19 protein-coding genes are annotated in these 17881 nt (G+C 27.5%); 16 read left to right on the top strand and 3 right to left on the bottom strand.

Features of this window, described 5'->3' with window-relative positions:
* The first annotated feature begins 2 nt into the window (after positions 1 to 2).
* From glmU to ACKU3H_RS02015, 8 genes are read left to right on the top strand one after another with little or no spacing between them, the layout of a single operon-like run.
* Complete coding sequence (gene glmU, locus ACKU3H_RS02050) at positions 3 to 1301, top strand: bifunctional UDP-N-acetylglucosamine diphosphorylase/glucosamine-1-phosphate N-acetyltransferase GlmU (protein ID WP_320035317.1); 1299 nt, start codon at positions 3 to 5, stop codon at positions 1299 to 1301.
* Positions 1301 to 2572: a bifunctional phosphopantothenoylcysteine decarboxylase/phosphopantothenate--cysteine ligase CoaBC gene (gene coaBC, locus ACKU3H_RS02045; protein ID WP_320035316.1), complete on the top strand. Its 1272-nt coding sequence runs from the start codon at positions 1301 to 1303 to the stop codon at positions 2570 to 2572. Before glmU ends, coaBC begins: the two co-directional genes overlap by 1 nt.
* The gene (locus ACKU3H_RS02040) at positions 2565 to 3251 is read left to right on the top strand and encodes a di-trans,poly-cis-decaprenylcistransferase (protein ID WP_320035315.1); all 687 of its coding nucleotides are present in this window, start codon (positions 2565 to 2567) and stop codon (positions 3249 to 3251) included. Before coaBC ends, ACKU3H_RS02040 begins: the two co-directional genes overlap by 8 nt.
* A complete protein-coding gene (locus tag ACKU3H_RS02035; protein ID WP_320035314.1) occupies positions 3238 to 3999 on the top strand; it encodes a prepilin peptidase in 762 nt (253 codons plus the stop codon). Before ACKU3H_RS02040 ends, ACKU3H_RS02035 begins: the two co-directional genes overlap by 14 nt.
* On the top strand, positions 3996 to 5018 hold the full coding sequence (locus tag ACKU3H_RS02030; RefSeq protein WP_320035313.1) for an LptF/LptG family permease: 1023 nt from the start codon (positions 3996 to 3998) through the stop codon (positions 5016 to 5018). The genes ACKU3H_RS02035 and ACKU3H_RS02030 overlap by 4 nt, the downstream gene beginning before the upstream one ends.
* Before the next feature lies 1 nt (position 5019).
* Positions 5020 to 5742 (top strand): tRNA pseudouridine(38-40) synthase TruA, encoded by a 723-nt coding sequence (truA, locus tag ACKU3H_RS02025; RefSeq protein ID WP_320035312.1) that lies wholly within the window; start codon positions 5020 to 5022, stop codon positions 5740 to 5742.
* Positions 5742 to 8315, top strand: coding sequence for a PAS domain-containing protein (locus ACKU3H_RS02020; protein ID WP_320035311.1), 2574 nt, complete (start codon positions 5742 to 5744; stop codon positions 8313 to 8315). The genes truA and ACKU3H_RS02020 overlap by 1 nt, the downstream gene beginning before the upstream one ends.
* 46 nt (positions 8316 to 8361) lie before the next feature.
* A complete protein-coding gene (locus ACKU3H_RS02015; protein WP_320035310.1) occupies positions 8362 to 9078 on the top strand; it encodes a response regulator transcription factor in 717 nt (238 codons plus the stop codon).
* A 4-nt stretch (positions 9079 to 9082) separates the two neighbouring features.
* On the opposite strand, the gene ACKU3H_RS02010 is transcribed toward ACKU3H_RS02015, so the two are convergent.
* On the bottom strand, positions 9083 to 10024 hold the full coding sequence (locus ACKU3H_RS02010; RefSeq protein ID WP_320035309.1) for a TAXI family TRAP transporter solute-binding subunit: 942 nt from the start codon (positions 10022 to 10024) through the stop codon (positions 9083 to 9085).
* A 200-nt stretch (positions 10025 to 10224) separates the two neighbouring features.
* Here ACKU3H_RS02010 and ACKU3H_RS02005 point away from each other — a divergent pair, with 200 nt between their 5' ends.
* The 6 genes from ACKU3H_RS02005 (at position 10225) to ACKU3H_RS01980 (ending at position 15913) form a co-directional block, all read left to right on the top strand.
* On the top strand, positions 10225 to 11016 hold the full coding sequence (locus ACKU3H_RS02005) for a heat-shock protein (protein ID WP_320035308.1): 792 nt from the start codon (positions 10225 to 10227) through the stop codon (positions 11014 to 11016).
* A gap of 10 nt (positions 11017 to 11026) precedes the next feature.
* Entirely contained in the window at positions 11027 to 11605 is a 579-nt protein-coding gene (grpE, locus tag ACKU3H_RS02000; RefSeq protein WP_320035307.1) for a nucleotide exchange factor GrpE, read from the top strand.
* A 178-nt stretch (positions 11606 to 11783) separates the two neighbouring features.
* Entirely contained in the window at positions 11784 to 13676 is a 1893-nt protein-coding gene (gene dnaK / locus ACKU3H_RS01995) for a molecular chaperone DnaK (protein ID WP_320035306.1), read from the top strand.
* Positions 13677 to 13688: 12 nt separating this feature from the next.
* The gene (locus ACKU3H_RS01990; RefSeq protein WP_320035305.1) at positions 13689 to 13991 is read left to right on the top strand and encodes a hypothetical protein; all 303 of its coding nucleotides are present in this window, start codon (positions 13689 to 13691) and stop codon (positions 13989 to 13991) included.
* 51 nt (positions 13992 to 14042) lie between these two features.
* Positions 14043 to 15140, top strand: a complete 1098-nt coding sequence (locus ACKU3H_RS01985; protein WP_320035304.1) for a murein transglycosylase A — start codon at positions 14043 to 14045, stop codon at positions 15138 to 15140.
* Positions 15141 to 15184: 44 nt separating this feature from the next.
* Positions 15185 to 15913, top strand: a complete 729-nt coding sequence (locus tag ACKU3H_RS01980; protein ID WP_320035303.1) for a hypothetical protein — start codon at positions 15185 to 15187, stop codon at positions 15911 to 15913.
* 22 nt (positions 15914 to 15935) lie between these two features.
* On the opposite strand, the gene ACKU3H_RS01975 is transcribed toward ACKU3H_RS01980, so the two are convergent.
* Positions 15936 to 16175 carry a hypothetical protein gene (locus tag ACKU3H_RS01975; protein WP_320035302.1) on the bottom strand — a complete coding sequence of 80 codons (240 nt, stop codon included), beginning with the start codon at positions 16173 to 16175 and terminating at the stop codon, positions 15936 to 15938.
* Positions 16176 to 16321: 146 nt separating this feature from the next.
* On the opposite strand from ACKU3H_RS01975, the gene ACKU3H_RS01970 reads away from it, so the two are divergent.
* Positions 16322 to 17131, top strand: a complete 810-nt coding sequence (locus ACKU3H_RS01970) for a phosphatidylserine decarboxylase (RefSeq protein ID WP_320035301.1) — start codon at positions 16322 to 16324, stop codon at positions 17129 to 17131.
* A 72-nt stretch (positions 17132 to 17203) separates the two neighbouring features.
* Positions 17204 to 17434 (top strand): hypothetical protein, encoded by a 231-nt coding sequence (locus ACKU3H_RS01965; protein WP_320035300.1) that lies wholly within the window; start codon positions 17204 to 17206, stop codon positions 17432 to 17434.
* A gap of 13 nt (positions 17435 to 17447) precedes the next feature.
* Here the strand turns inward: ACKU3H_RS01965 and ACKU3H_RS01960 are convergent, their stop codons facing one another.
* Positions 17448 to 17804, bottom strand: coding sequence for a rhodanese-like domain-containing protein (locus ACKU3H_RS01960; RefSeq protein WP_320035299.1), 357 nt, complete (start codon positions 17802 to 17804; stop codon positions 17448 to 17450).
* Positions 17805 to 17881 lie beyond the last annotated feature (77 nt).

Genomic DNA, 17881 nt, shown 5'->3' with positions numbered 1-17881 from the left:
ATATGTTAAATAAATCAATTATTATTTTAGCCGCAGGTGCAGGTACAAGAATGAAATCAACAACACCAAAAGTGCTACACAAGATTTCAGGTAAGCCTATGTTATATTTTTCAATAAAAGAGTCATTAAAACTTAGTGATGATATTACAGTAGTTTTATATCATCAAGCAAAAAGAGTAAAAGAAGAGATTGAAAAACTTTTTAAAGATGTAAAAATAAATTTTGTAATTCAAGATCATGAAAAGTTTCCAGGAACTGGTGGTGCAGTTATGGGAATCACTCCAAAATATGAAAAAACATTGGTATTAAATGGGGATATGCCTTTAATCCAATCAAGTGAATTAGAAAAATTTGATTTAGATGGAACAATTGTAATGTCTGTATTAGAGTTAAAAAATGCAGATGGTTATGGAAGAGTTGTAATTGAAGAAGGCAATGTAAAAAAAATTGTAGAACAAAAAGATGCAAGTGAAGAGGAATTGAAAATCAATACTGCAAACGCAGGTATATATCAATTTGAAACAAAATTTCTTTTAGAAAATTTACCTAAACTTTCAAATAACAATGCCCAAAAAGAGTATTACATCACAGATTTAATTGAGATGGCAATAGAGCAAGGAAAAGTTTTAAAGCCAATTGTTGTAAATGAGAAAAACTTTAAAGGGGTTAATTCAAAGGTTGAATTAGCAGATGCAGAAGTTATTCATCAAAACAGAATAAAAAGAGAGTTTTTAAAAGAGGGTGTTATTATGCGAATGCCTGAAACTATCTTTATAGAAGAGGGTGTTAAAATAGAGGGTGAATCTATTATTGAAAATGGAGTTTCTTTATTAGATGATGCTGTAATTATAAATTCTCATATAAAAACAAATTCAATTGTAGAAAACTCAATTCTAGAAGATTCTGATATTGGACCGATGGCTAGAGTTAGACCAGGAAGTAAACTAAAAAATACCCATTTAGGAAATTTTGTTGAAACAAAAAAAGCTATATTAACAGGGGTAAAAGCTGGACACTTGTCTTATCTTGGAGATTGCCAGATTGATGAGGGTACAAATGTAGGTGCTGGATGTATCACTTGTAATTATGATGGTGTAAATAAACATAAAACAATAATTGGAAAAAATGTATTTATTGGTTCAGATTGCCAGTTAGTTGCTCCAATTACAATTGAAGATGATGTTATTTTAGCAGCTGGTACTTGTGCTACAAAAAATATTTCAAAAGGAAGTCTAGCTATAAATAGAGCGCCTATGAAATTAATAAAAGATTTTTATTATAAATTCTTTGGAAAAAACTAATGCTTTTAAAAGATAAAAATATTCTTTTAGCAGTTACAAGCTCAATTGCCATATATAAAAGTTTAGAACTAATAAGACTTTATATAAAAGCAGGGGCAAATGTAAAAGTAATAATGACTGAGGCTTCTCAAAAATTTATTACCCCTCTAACTTTTGAGGCAATTTCTCAAAATAAAGTATTATGTGAAACTACAGAGAGTTGGGAAAAAAATCAAGATTATAATCATATAGATATTGGAAAGTGGGTAGATATATTTGTTATAGCTCCAGCAACTGCAAATACTATAAATAAACTTGCAAATGGAATATCTGATAATCTACTAACTCAAACAGCTTTAGCTTATCCAAGGGTTAAACTATTAGCACCTGCAGCTAATACAAATATGTTAAAAAATCCAATTACCCAAGCGAATTTAAAACTATTAAAATTGTGTAATTATGAGATGGTTTCTTCACAAGTAAAAGAGTTAGCTTGTAAAGATGTAGGTGATGGTGCTATGGCTGATCCTTCTGAGATTTTTTATGCAACTGCAAGAGAGCTTTTAAAAGATAACTATTGGACTGATAGAAAAGTTGTTTTAAGTGGTGGAGGTACAATTGAAAAAATAGATGAGGTAAGATATATTTCAAATTTCTCATCAGGTAAAATGGCTTCATCTTTAGCTTTAGCACTTTTTCTAAAAGGAGCTGATGTTTGTTTGGTAAGCACTAGAGGATATGATAATTTGCCAAAAGATATACATGTTATTCCGGTACAATCTTCCGCACAAATGTATGAATATTTAGTTGATTCTTTAAGAGTTGCAAAAAAAGGGAAAATGAGTAAGCCTACTTTAATGGATGATTCAAAGGCAACTTTGATTGAGAAAAAACCATTTTTATTTATGGTTGCTGCTGTAAGTGATTATCTTCCTAATTTTCCCCAAGAGGGCAAACTTAAAAAAGAGGTTTTAGGCTCTTCGTGGAATCTTGAACTAATTCAAAATATGGATATTTTGGCAGCTTTACCAAAAGATGGCATTTATACTGTGGGTTTTAAAGCAGAGATGGATGATACAGTAGCTTTTGATAATGCAAAAAATATGATTGAGAAAAAAAATATTGATGCAGTTTGTTTAAATATTTTAAATGATTCTTCCTCTTTTGGTTCAAACACAAATGAGATTGAACTTATTTTAGAAAATAATGATTATAGTTTAAAGGGTGAAAAACTTGATATTTCACTTGATATTTTAGACAAACTACAAATAGAGTTTAACTTAGATGATTGAACAAAGAAATCCTGAACATATAGCCATTATAATGGATGGTAATGGAAGATGGGCAAAAGAGAGAGGTCTAAAAAGAACTGCCGGACATGAAGAGGGTGCAAAAGCAGTAAGAGAGATAACAAAACATTGTGCAAAATTGGGTATCAAGTATTTAACTTTATATGCTTTTTCTACAGAAAATTGGAGTAGACCGAAACTTGAAGTGGAATATCTAATGAAGCTTTTAGATAAATATTTAAAAAGTGAACTTTCAACTTATTTAGAAAATGGAATTAGATTTAAATCAATTGGAGATATCTCTAAGTTTTCTAAGCCCTTACAAAAAACTATTTTAGATGTTGAAGAAAAAACTAAAAATGGTAAAAATTTAACACAAGTGTTAGCATTAAATTATGGTTCACAAGATGAGATTTTAAGAGCAATAAAAAAGCTAAATGAAAAAAATCTTGAGATAACAAAAGAAAATTTTGAATTATGCCTTGATACAGCAGGAATTCCAAATGTAGATATGCTAATAAGAACTAGTGGTGAGATACGATTATCTAATTATTTGTTGTGGCAAAATGCCTATGCTGAGTTGTTCTTTACAAATACTTATTGGCCAGAATTTTCAGCAAATGATTTAGATGATTTAATAAGTGATTTTAATCAAAGAGAGAGAAGATTTGGAGGTATTTAGTTTTATTTTTGGATGCTTAATTGGGTCTTTTTTAAATGTTCTAATTATAAGACTTCCTTTAGAGAAATCTGTAGTTTTACCAAGAAGTCAATGTCCTAAATGTAATCATTTAATATATTGGTATCACAATATTCCTATTATTTCATATTTTTTACTAAAAGGGAAATGTGCCTATTGTAAAGAAGAGATTTCAAAACAATATGTTACTGTGGAGTTAATAAGTGCTGTAATAACAGTTTTTTTATATATAAAACTTTCATTTACTCTTGAACTTTTATTTGCATTGATATTTTTTTACAATCTTATAGTTTTATCTTTTATAGATTTTAAATATAAGGCTGTACCCGATTATTTGTTATTAATAGCATTTATTATTTCATTTTTAGTAACACCTCTTCCTATATTAGAGGCTTTAAAAGCTGCATTGATGATTTCAGGAGCTTTTGTTTTATTAAATTTTATATTAAGTTTTTATATTCAAAATATAAAAGCTAGGGTTTTAAAAGATGATTCTTTAAAAACACAAGAAGCATTGGGTGAAGGGGATATTCCAATATTAGCTGCAATTGGTATTATACTTGGATTAAAAGCATCATTAATAGCTATTTTTTTATCTTCACTTTTTGCTATAATACCGTCACTTTATTTTAGTTATAAGAAAAAAGATATTCAAATACCTTATATTCCCTATTTAGCTTTAGGTTTAGTTACTGAGTATTTTTTAAATTTATCAAAGGTTTTTAGTTGAAATTAAAAGAGTATTTATTTAGTCAATTAGCACATACCCTTTTCCCAATATTTTTTGGATTGTATTTTATTACATCAATAATTTTTTTAGTTAAGATTGCTTCTTTAACGTCTGTTATAACAATTGATTTTTTTGAGTTATTAAAGCTTTATGGTTATGTTGTTCCAACAATTGTTTTTTATACATTGCCAATCACTTTTTTTATATCTATAGCAATAACCTTATCAAAGTTATCAAATGAATATGAACTTATTGTGGTAACTTCTTTTGGTTTAAATCCAGTTAATATATTAAAGATTTTTTTCCCTGTAACTTTACTGGTATCCATATCATTGCTTATTGTTTCTTTAGGGCTTATTCCTAAAGCTCAATTTGAAAATGAAACCTTTATGGAAAAGAAAAAAGGTGAAGCTAATTTTAATATCAAAGCATCGGAGTTTGGTCAAAATTTTGGTGAGTGGTTAATTTTCATTGATGAAAGAGATGATAAAATATATAACAGAGTAAAGCTTTTTCAAACACAAGAAGATGAAGACCAGTTTATAATTGCCAAAAAAGCTGTATTGGAAAATAAAGATGGTGAACTTAGTTTTAAACTTTTTGAGGGTAAATCTTTTAATATAAAAGATGAAGAGTTCAACCAAATAGATTATTCTAAAATGACTATTTTTAATAATATAAAAAATGAAGAAGCTTTATATGAGTTTTCAGATTCATACGCATATTGGAAATTTTATTTAACAAATAGTGATATTATAAGTGATGAATTTGCATATTATGTTCTTTTATCTTTATTCCCTTTATTATCACTTTTTTTAACTGTTATTTATGGGTATTATAACCCTAGGTATGAAAAAAGTAAAGTTGTTCAATGGTGTGCTTTTTATATAGTGATTTATTACTCTTTGATTAGTTTTTTAAGTAAAGAGTTATATTTACATTCTATTTATATTATACCTATCATTTGGGTATCTTGGACTTATTATTTATATACTAAGAGTGTAAAAAAGCAGTATTAAGATGAATGCAAAATTTACTATATCTTATGATGGAACTTATTATAAAGGGAGTCAAACTCAACCTGATGGTTCAAGTGTAGAAGATAGTATTCAAGAAACTTTCAAATCTTTAAATATTGATACAAAAATTGTTTTAAGTGGAAGAACTGATAAAGATGTTCATGCATCAGGGCAAGTATTTAATTGTATACTTCCCTCTTACTGGAGTGATTTAAAAAAACTAAAAGATGTTTTAAATCGTCATCTTCCTTTATCTATAAAAGTAAATCATATTAAGTTTGTAAATAAAGAGTTTCATTCAAGATTTCATGCTAAAAAAAGAGTTTATAGATATTTGCTTTCAAAAAAAGAACCTACAGTTTTTAATTCAAAATATATTTCACATATAAAAGAGTTTGATGAAGATAAAATAAAAGAGGCTATAAAGTATTTTATAGGGGTTCATGATTTTGAGTATTTTCACAAAAAAGGTAGTGATAAAGATAATACAGTTAGAGAAGTTTTTGATGCAAATTTTTATAAATATAAAGATGTGTATGTTTTTAAATTTACTGCAAATTCATATTTACGTTCACAAATAAGACTTATGGTTGGAGTTTTAATAAAAATAGGTGAAGGAAAACTATCAATTGAGGATTTAAAATCTCAATTAAATAGAGAAAAATTTATTCATAGAATACCTGCTTCCCCTTATGGCTTATATTTGGCCAAGGTTTTTTACTAATGTTTAAAAAAAGAAAATTTTACAATCTTTCTGATATAAAAAAACATTTAGTATTTACACCTTTAATATTTGTATTTATAAGTGCAATAGTTTCTGTTATTGTTACTACTTTTGTTTTAGAGTTTAAAAAGAATAATGATATTTCATTGATAAAACAAGAAGACACTTATCAAAAAGATAAAATCCTAACACAATTTATTGATGATATCAAATTTAATGCAAGTGCCTCTTTTGATAGTGAAGAGATTGCTTTAAGGGAAGCGGTAATCTCTCTTTATGGGTTTATAAACTATGTTAAAGAAGATATAGAAATAGATAGAATTAGAGATAAAATAAAAGATATAGAAGACTCTACTGATTTTGAGTTTGTTTTATTTAGAAAAAACTCTGATGATATTTTGTATGGGGAAAGTATTATTGATTATCTTAAAACCCTTACTGGTTCAAGTCTAGAAATAAGTAATTTTAGACACCATATGTTAAGAAATATTTCATATATTGGAGTTGACAATCTTTTTTATTGGATAGACAAAGAAAAAAGAAAAATTAGATTAAGTTATTTTAAACTTTTAGATAAAAAGGATCTTTATTTAGGTGCTTTTTCAAAAGTTGATGATATGAAAGAGACAACAAGAAAGGTTATAGAAAACTCAATTGTTCAAAAAAGTAAGTATTACAATAATAGCTATTTTTGGTTTTATGATTATAATTCAGGATATGTATTTAACTATTATAACAAGGGTAAAAAATTTGATATAAAATATATTTTAAAAAATGATACTATGAATAGTTCAAATGAAATCTTAGAAAAATACAATAAAGATATTGATGATAGTTCTTCTGTTGATACCTATGATTTTAGAAAATACAATTATCTTGTATCAGTAAAAAGCAATTTTTTCCCAACAAAAGTATCTCAAATCAAATTTGACTATAATTCTAAACTATCTATTGCAATTGCCATAATTGGTTTAATCTCACTTTTTTTAATTGTTGCTTCTTCTTTGTTTGCTAAATTTACAAATAAGATTTTCCATAGATATAATAAAAGATTAGAAACCAGAAATATTATGTATAAAAAATGGAAAGAGAGATATGAACTAGCAATTATCGCTTCAAACGATGGTTTATGGGATATTGATTTAAAAACACAACATATATATTTTTCAAAAAAATGGTTAGATATGTTTGGCTATGAAGATGGAGATATAAATACCTTAAATGAATGGTTTGACTTAATACACAAAGATGATGTTTCAATAGTTAGACAAAAATTTGAAACCCACTTAAGGGGTGAAAGTGAACACTTTATTTGTGAATATAGAATAAGAGATAAATCAAATAAATTTAAATGGATATTTGTAAGAGGTAAAGCTTTTGATGATAATCATCATAAAAGAATGCTTATGATGTCAATGGATATTGAACAAAGGAAAAAACTTACAAAAGAGCTTCAATATGTTGATTTATTAGTTGAGTATGGAAGAATAGTGATTTTCAAATGGAAAAATGATGAAAATCTTACAGTTGAGTATCTTTCTAAATCTATTAATTCTTATGGTTATATTGTAGAGGATTTTGAAAGTAAGAAGGTTAAATATTTTGATTTTGTTTATGAAGAAGATATAGAAGATTTAATAAAAGATTTAAATATTGCTATGAAAAATGATGATAAATCTTTTACTAAATTTCATAGGGTAAAAGATAAAAATGGTGATGTAAGATGGGTATTTAATAGAACAATTTTCTTAAAAGATGATTTTGGAAATATAACTCATCTTTATGGTTATGTAAATGATATTACTGAGATGAAGTTAACAGAAGAGGAATTAAAACAAAAGATTAATGAAGAGGTAGCTAAAAATATCGAAAAAGATAGAATCCTAGTTCAACAAAGTAAACTTGCTGCTATGGGTGAGATGCTTGGTAATATAGCTCACCAATGGAGACAACCTCTAAATAATATAAATCTTCTTATACATTTTATTAGAGATAGCTATGGAACTCTCTCAAAAGAGGAGTTAGATGATATTATAAAAGATTCAAAAGTACAAATTGATTATATGTCTCAAACTATTGATGATTTTAGAAATTTCTACCAACCAAATAAAGATAAAATAGAGTTTGATATAAAAGAAGCAATTATAGAGTGTTCAAACATTGTAGAAACCCAATTGGAAAAATATAAGGTATTATTGAAAATAGATGGGGATAGTGTAAATGTTTTTAATTACAAAAATGAATTTGAACAAGTTATTCTAAATATATTAAATAATGCCAATGATGCTGCAAAAGTTAAAAAAGAGGAGATGGAATTTAGTCCTGTTATTAATATCACTATAAAAAGAAAAGATAACAATGTTGAAATAAATCTTTCAAATAATTGTGGTGAAATCCCTTCTGATATTATAGATAGAATTTTTGAACCTTACTTTACAACAAAGTTTGAAAATCAAGGTACAGGGATAGGTTTATACATGGCAAAAACTATTATAGAAAAAAATATGAATGGAAAAATATCTGTAAATAATATCGAAGAGGGTGTTTTATTTACAATAAATTTACCACTTTAAAATCATTTTTTGATATAATAGGGGAAATTATGAAATAGGAACAAAGATGAAAAACTATTCTACAAGGGTTTTATTAGTAGAAGATGAGGATGTTGCAAGAAAAACTCTTTCTTTCTATCTTAATACAATTTTTGATGAAGTTGTTGTTGCAAAAGATGGAGAAGAGGGTGCTTCTATCTTCAAAAATGATTTTGAAGAAAATAAAAAATTTGATTTAGTACTCACAGATTTAAAAATGCCAAACAAAGATGGTATCTCAATGATTGATGATATTAGAGAGATAGTTCCTAATCAAAGATTTATAATAGTAAGCGCCCATAAAAATGAGGAAGATTTACTAAAACTTATCAACCTAAGAGTTTTAGGATATTTTGTAAAACCTTTAAATATTGACAATATGATGGAGATGCTTAAAAAAGCAAAAGAAGAGGTTTTAGCTGATAATGGAAGTTTAGAAAAAACAGATTTAATAACTTTAAATAAAAGATATACATACAATACTATAAATGATAAACTTTATAATGAAGAAACAATTGTAAAATTATCAAAAAAAGAGCTTGATATTCTAAAAGTATTAATTGATAATCTTGGAGATGTTGTTCCTGTTACTAAATTTAAAGAAGTTGTATGGGATGATATTAATACAAATGATTCTGCATTTAGAACTGTAATGAAAAGATTAAAAGATAAAGTAAAAGATGATGACTTTATAATCTCTCATAAGGGTTATGGTTATATCATAGAGAAACCTCTAAAAAAATAGAGGTTTATTTTATAAAATTATTCTCTTTAAAATATTTAGCTGCACCTTCATGTAAAGGTGCACCTAAGCCTTCTAGTAAAGATTTTTTTGTTATATATTTATATACAGGATGAAGTTTTTTAAACTCTTCAAAATCTTCTAAAATAGCTTTTACCAAAGTATAAACTGCTTTTGAACTTACATCTGAACTAGTAACCAATACAGCTTTTGCTCCAAATGTTGGAACAGGTTTTTTAACACCTTTATAAATATTAGCAGGAATTACATCTTTTATATAATAAGGGTTTCTTTTTAAAAATTCATCAATTTTAGGACCACTTATTGGTGTTAAATAGATATCTGAAGTATTTGAAGCATCTTTTATATTTGCTGTTGGATGCCCCACCATATAAAAATATCCATCTATCAAATTATCTCTTATAGCATCGGGAGCTTCTCCTGCTTTTAATCTTCCTACATATGAAAAGTCAGAAGGCTTTATATTTAATTCATTTAATAAAGTCATTGCAGTTGCTTCATTTCCTGAACCTACATTTCCTATGTTGATTCTTTTCCCTACAATATCATCTATAGATTTTATATTTGCATCTTTTCTTGTTACTAGAGTAAATAGTTCTGTATATATTGACATCACAGATCTTAACTCTTTTATAGGGTGATTTTTAAATTTTTTTATTCCATTAATTGCTTGATAAACTGCATCAGATTGTGCAATTCCAAAGTCTAACTCACCTTCATCTATTGCTCTTATATTATATACAGATGCATCAGTTGCTTCAACAGAACATCTAATTTTTGTTTCTTTTTTATATTTATTTACAAGCTTACATATTGCTCCACCAGTTGGGTAATAAGTTCCTGTAACACTTCCAGTTCCTATTGTTATAAACTCTGAACTAAAAGCAAATACATTAACCATCAAAAGTAACAAAACAGATTTTTTCATTGAACAACTCTTTTTATTTTATTATATTGAAAAAAGTTAAAAATAATTGAAAAAATCTATATAAAAAATAGCAATAATTTAAAATTTAGCACTTTTATAAATCATTTGCCAAAAAGAACTTGACATTTACTCACTCATATAGTATAATATTTTTAGCAGTTTAAGATTTTAAGTGCTAAAAAATAGAAAGTGGATATAAAATGATTGACAAAAAAGAGTTTTTATTACATTCAATTATTAAAGCTTATATTGAGCATTTAGAGCCTATTGGTTCTACTCAACTTAAAAATATGTATGATATTACATATTCTCCTGCAACTATTAGAGGTTACTTTAAAAAGTTGGGGGATGAAGGTTTTCTAGCTCAAGAACATGTGAGTTCAGGTAGAACACCTACAACAGAAGCTTTAAAAATGTATTGGAGTAATAAACTTAATTTTAGACTCAATTTTGTTGATGAAAAAGCTATAGAATATCTTTCAAAAGATGTTGGTTTGTCTGTTTTTATTCAAGACCAAAAGTCTGACATTTTAAAAAATATTTTAAATGTAGAAAACAGATATATGATTTTAGAGTTTTCATCATTTGCAATCACAGTAAAGTTTACTGATGCTTTATATAGATTTCTAAGTGATATGTTAGGTTTAGAGTTAGTTCATATTGTAAATATCTCTAAACAAGTTGGAGCTTTTGAAATTTATGAAAAGGTTAGTCAACATTTACAAAATAAAAATTTCCATATTTACAATACAAAAGAGTTTTTCTCTTTAGCACTTAAATATAACCTAAATGAAGAGAGTATCAACTCTTTTTTAAAAGGTAGAATTTTAGACTCTATTGATGAAGGTTTATATTTTGACAATATAGTTCCAGAGGGTTACATTGGAATATGTCATAACTGCAAAGTTGGACAAAAAGAGGTAAAAATGTTAGTCGTAGGTGAGTTGTCAAAAGATTATGAATTCTTTTACAATAAGATAAGTATGATTTAGGAGAATTACTTTGAGTGAAAAACAAGAAGAATTAAACAATGAAGAAATAGTACAAAACGAAGAGGTTCAAGAAGAAACTGTAGAAAATACAGAAGCAACGGAATCTGTAGAATTAAGAGAAGAAGATAAAATTGCTGAACTTGAAGCAAAGTTAAAAGAGAGTGAAGATAAATATTTTAGAGTTCATGCAGATTTTGAAAATATTAAAAAAAGATTAGAAAAAGAGAAATATCAAGCAATTGATTATGCAAGTGAAAAATTTGCAAAAGATCTTTTAGCTCCAATTGATACTTTAGAGATGGCATTAGCAGCTGAAGAAGCAGCTAGTGGAATGGCAGCTGAAGAGTTATTGGCAAAACTAAAAGAGGGTGTAGAACTTACAATTAAAAATTTCAATACTGCATTTGAGAAACATGATATTAATCTTGTTGAAACAGATGGTGAGTTTGATCCAAACTTCCATAATGCAATAATGCAAGTTGAAAGTGATGAGCATGAAGATGGACAAATAGTTCAAGTTATGCAAAAAGGTTATAAGTTCAAAGATAGATTACTTAGACCAGCAATGGTTTCTATTTGTAAAAAGTAATTTGCAAATGACCGTAATGTCAAAAAACTATTGAATATAAAATAAAACAACAGTGAGGGTAAACAAGCTTCAGCTTGTTCTTTAGAATTGGTTCTTAGTTTGAATTTATTTCAAACACTAAAGAACATCAAATATGAAAGGTTACCTTCATTTTATAAAATAAAATTAAGGAATTAAAATGAGTAAAGTTATTGGTATAGATTTAGGTACAACAAACTCTTGTATGGCAGTTTATGAAGGTGGTGAAGCAAAAGTTATTCCTAACAAAGAAGGGAAAAACACAACTCCATCTATTGTAGCATTCACTGATAAAGGTGAAGTACTAGTTGGAGATCCAGCAAAAAGACAAGCTATTACAAACCCTGAGAAGACTATTTATTCTGTAAAAAGAATTATGGGTCTTATGATGGAAGAGGAAAATGCTAAAGAAGCACAAGAAAAAGTTGGATACAAAATCGTTAATAGAAATGGTGCAGCAGCAGTTGAAATTGGAGATAAAGTTTATACTCCACAAGAGATTTCAGCTAAAATTCTTGGAAAATTAAAAGCAGATGCAGAAGAGTATTTAGGTGCTCCTGTAACTGATGCAGTTATTACTGTTCCTGCATACTTCAATGATGCACAAAGAAAAGCAACTCAAGAAGCTGGTACTATTGCTGGTCTTAATGTATTAAGAATCATCAATGAGCCAACAGCAGCTTCATTAGCATATGGACTTGACAAAAAAGGTGAAGAAAAAGTTCTAGTATACGATTTAGGTGGTGGTACATTTGATGTTACTGTTCTTGAAATTGGTGATGGAACATTTGAAGTACTTTCAACAGATGGTAATGCATTCTTGGGTGGAGATGACTTCGATAACGCTATTATTGATTGGTTAGCAAAAGAGTTCGAATCTGAAAATGGTTTCGATATCAAAAATGATAAAATGGCATTACAAAGATTAAAAGATGCAGCTGAAAATGCTAAAAAAGAGCTTTCTTCTGCTGAATCAACAGAAATCAACTTACCATTTATCTCTATGGGTAACGCTGGTCCTGTTCACTTAGTTAAATCATTAACTAGAGCAAAATTTGAGTCTATGACAGAGCATTTAATCTCTGAAACATTACAACACATCAAAAATGCACTTAAAGATGCAGGATTAGATAAAGGTGAGATTCAAGAAGTTATTATGGTTGGTGGTTCAACAAGATTACCAAAAGCAAATGCAGTTGTAAAAGAGTTCTTTGGAAAAGATTTAAATAAAGGTGTTAATCCTGATGAAGTTGTTGCAGCAGGTGCAGCAGTTCAAGCTGGTGTATTAAGAGGTGATGTTAAAGATGTATTATTACTTGATGTTACACCATTATCGTTAGGAATTGAGACTTTAGGTGGAGTATCTACTAAATTAATTGAAAAAGGTACAACTATTCCAGTTAAAAAATCTCAAACATTCTCAACAGCTGAAGATAACCAACCAGCAGTATCTATTCATGTAGTTCAAGGGGAAAGAGAATTTGCTAAAGATAACAAATCTTTAGGTATGTTTGAACTTTCAGATATCCCAGCAGCTCCAAGAGGTGTTCCTCAAATTGAAGTAACATTTGATATTGATGCAAATGGTGTTTTAAATGTATCTGCTAAAGATAAAGGTACTGGTAAAGAGAATAAAATTACTATCTCTGGTTCATCTGGATTAAGTGATGAAGAGATTGAAAAAATGGTTCAAGAAGCTGAGTCAAACAAAGAAGCAGATGCTAAGAAAAAAGAATTAATTGATGTAAGAAATCAAGCTGATGCTTTATTACACTCAACTAAGAAAACTTTAGAAGAAAATGAAAGTGCAGTTTCTGAAGAAGAGAAAAAAGCTATTATTGATGCAGCAGCAGAATTAGAAGAGATTCTAAAAGATGAAAATGCAACAAAAGAGCAAATTGAAGAGAAAGTTAAAGCTTTAACTGAAAAATCTCATAAATTAGCTGAAGCTATGTATGCTAAAGAGCAACAAGCAGGTGGTGCGGCACAAGGTCAACCAAACCAAAAAGCTAAAAAAGACGATGACGATGTTATCGACGCAGAAGTAGAGTAACAACTCTGCTTCATGCAAACAATAATCTTCTTATTACTACTATTTTTAATAGTAATATTCTCAATTTTACTTTTCTATAAAACTAAACATAAAAGAGTAGATAGACTAAACTCAGGCGAATGTCCCTCATGTGGAGCAAAACCAAGAGTCTTTTTTGATGAAAATACCCAAAGAACTTTTAAACAAGATGTTATTACTACAAGAGTATTAAAAAACCATGGTTGTTCTGGAGTTAATGATATTGAATACAGATGTAAAGTTTGTGGTTTAAAAGAGGTTTATTCTCAATCTTCATTTTCTAATTGTGGTATGTAATTTTTTATTAACCTTTAAATGATAAAATTCCTTAAATTATAAAGGAAACAAATGAATTATTTATCAACTATCACAATTATATTTATACTTATTCTTACCGGATGTACTCAAAAAGAGCCAATAAAGTTTGAAAAATTACCAATATCAAAAGCAAATGTAAAACAAATAGATTTTAAAGATATAGAAGGGTTTTATGATGATAATCTTCCTTTAGCCTTTGATGTATTTAAAAAAGATTGCACTAGAGCAAAAAGATTTGATTTATTTAAAAATATATGTGCAAAAGCACAAGAGTATACAAATGCTTCAAAGTTTTTTACAGAAAATTTTACAGCTTATCAGTTATATGATAATAAAGGGTATGATAAAGGTGTGATTACTGGTTACTATGAACCTTTATTAAGAGGTAGTAGAACTCAAGATGAAGTTTATAAATATCCAATTTATAAAACACCTGATGATATGATTATTATTGATTTAAGCGATTCATATCCAGAATTAAAAAAATATAGATTAAGGGGAAAACTTGTTGATGGTAAGATAGTATCTTATGATGATAGAGAAGATTTAGTAAAAAGAGATGACTTAGAAGCAATATGTTATGTAGATGACAGAATTGAACTATTTTTCTTACAAGTTCAAGGTTCAGGAAAAGTTCAACTAGATTCTGGTGAAATTATAAATATAGGCTATGCAAACCAAAATGGACACAAATATAGTGGTATTGGTGGTCTTTTATTAAAAGAGGGTGTTTTACAAGATTATGGGGCTTCTATGCAAGGTATAAAAGCATATTTTGAAGATAATCCTCAACGTGTAGATGAAGTGCTATTTAAAAATAGAAGCTATATTTTCTTCTCTGAAAGAAAAGTAGGGGCAACAGGAGCTTTAGGTTCACCTTTAATTGGGGGAAGAAATCTAGCTGTTGATAGAAGATATATTCCTTTAGGGATGCCAGTATTTATAAATACAAAAAATTCAGTTACACAAGAAAAAATTGACAGACTTATGGTAGCAGCAGATGTTGGTGGAGCAATTACAGGAGAGATTAGAGCCGATTTCTTTTATGGATTTGGAAAAAATGCAGCACTTTATGCTGGTGGTATGAAAGAGAGTGGAAAACTTACTATTTTAGTACCTAATAATTAGCATAAATATTATAAAATAGAATATATTGATTTAAAGAGGTTATTTTGAATTACAAATTTTGGACTGAGTATGATTTTATCAACGAAGAGTTAACTTATAAATTAGATAAAAGATTAAAAAATGTAATTGATAGAATAGAAAATTTTTTTAGAAATGTTATTTCTAATCCAATGAGTCAGGATTCTATAGAGTTTTATTTAGCTGGGTCTTGTTTAAAAAGAGATACTTTTAGAGATATAGATATGTTTTTTCTAACTGATACAGATTTAAAAGAGATGGTAAGTTCAATTGATGAACAATATTTTTTATATAAAAACAATTCACATACTTTTATTTTTGAAGATGATATTTTTCAATGTGTTTATAGAGAAAGATTTTTAGATAAAGATTTAAAATTTGTAATAGATATATTTGATTTTTATTCAACAAAAATTGGATTTAAATGTAAACTAAATACAAAAACAAAAAAAGTAGAAGTTATTCAATGGGAAGTTAGAAAAGAGTTTATCGATTATATGGAAAAAAGATATAACGATATCACAAGAATAAACCAAAATCCTTTTGTATCTTTACAAAGGGCAATACATTTTACAAGAAGTGGAGATCACGTACCTTTCCATGCTTTTTTAGATATTATGTTTGAGATTGAAAAAGTTGACCCTGTTGTTGATTATGAAAAATGTTTTCAAAGAATACAAGGTGATGGGCAAAATTACGAGTTGATAAAAAAAGCTATTGATAAATATCTACAAAGAAAAAAAGAATTAAAATAGGAATATGGTTTTAACCATATTCCTAGCTACAGCATCCTGTACCACAACATGATGATGCTTGAGGTGCTCTAAAAGAGATAACAAAATTTTCAGAATCTTCAATTAATTGAAATTCGTGTTTTCCACAAAACTCTGCATTCATATGATTTTTCATTTGTATTGCTTTGCTTAAAGCTTCATCTTTAGAAGCTAGCTCTAAATTATTTTCTAAATCACTTCTTTTGAAGCAACCACATTGATTTTCTACAATGATTTTGTGCATTTTTATTTCCTTTAAATATTTATAAATATATTTTGGAAGATTATCAAAATAGCTTTTAAAAATACTTAGATTTTTTTGTTAAATAGCTATTTTAATTTGGGATTAGATAAAATTTGCAAAGATTATAAAATTTAATAAGGGTGTTTATGCATATAACAAATATAATTTCTCAATATTTTGGCAAGTTTGCGAAATTTGAGTTTCCATTATTTATTCAAAAATTTATAAATGGAGCATATGTAAAATTTTTGGGTTTAAATATGAGTGAATTTAGAAATCCAAAATTCTATAAATCATTAAACGATTTATTTACAAGAGAACTTGCAATTCCAAGAGAAATAGATAAAGACAAAGATTGCTTTATCTCTCCAACTGACAGTTTAATAACTCAATGTGGAAATTTAGAAGATGATTTATTACTTCAAATAAAAGGTATGGAATATTCTGTTGAGGAGATGTTAACTTACAATTGTGCTAATAATTTTGCAAAAGTTAAAAACGGTTCTTATATGAATTTTTATCTATCACCAAAAGATTATCATAGATATCATGCACCATGTGATTTCAAAATTAATAAACTTATTCATGTGCCAGGAAAACTATATCCAGTAAATTTAAAGTATCTTAATAAACAAATAGATTTATTTGTTGAAAATGAAAGGGTTATTTTAGAGTGTACCCATGAAGGAAAACTTTTCTATATGGTATTTGTTGGAGCTTTAAATGTTGGGCAAATGGTATTTAATTTTGAGCCAAAAGTTGAAACTAATAGTGATGCAAAAGAGATTAAAATATATGAATATGAATCTTTAGATATTAAAAAAGGGCAATGTTTAGGTTACTTTAAAATGGGCTCAACTGTAGTTATGGTTTGGGAAAAAGATTTTGTTCAATTAGAAAAATTATTAGGTCAAAATGTAAAATATGGACAAAGGATTGCTAAAAAATCTATTTAATATGGTAACTTTAACATTTCAAAAGTTTCTTTATGTAAAATAGTAATAATTTAATTTATAAAAGGATATTAAATGGCAACAACAGAATTAGGAACACTTTCTTTAGCTGGAACAAAAAAAGGTAAAATTTTTATTTCAAATGTAGCAGAGCCTTATGGTAAAGGTACACCAGATATCGTTAGTATTGGTATTTCACTAAATGGAAAAGATATTGAATGGAAATCTCATATCCCTTATGAAAATTTAGATGATGTAATTGCAATACTTCAAGAAGCTAATGAAAAGAAAAAAGAAGAAGAGTAAAATCTCCTCTTCTTTAATCAAAAACTACTTTTCTATTCTCTTCAAGCCATAAAGCCATTCCACCTGCTAAATGGGCAACATTTTTATATCCATGATTTTGTATTAAAAAATCCCCTACAACTCTTGTTCTATTTGCATGTGCACAAATCAAAACAAAAGCTTCATCTTTTGAAGTAACTATTTTTTCAAATTGTCTCATCCAAGTTGGAATATCATGATTTCCATATTCATCAAAAAAAGTTAATTTGTGAGCATTTTTAATAACACCTGTAGCTTGCCACTCATCAGGTCTTCTTATATCAATCATAGCAATATTGTCTTTTATCATAAACTCAACACTTTTTGGAGGAAGGTCTGTTAATGTATTCATATGTAACCTTTTATTCTAAAAAAATAAATTTTATCGAAAAAATATTAATTATTTTATAATTATTTATTATAATTCTT

The organism is Halarcobacter sp. (assembly GCF_963675975.1).
In the GTDB taxonomy this organism is placed as follows: Bacteria; Campylobacterota; Campylobacteria; order Campylobacterales; family Arcobacteraceae; genus Halarcobacter.
The sequence above is the reverse complement of the archived record's forward strand: the minus strand, read 5'-3'. Positions and strand labels throughout refer to the sequence as shown.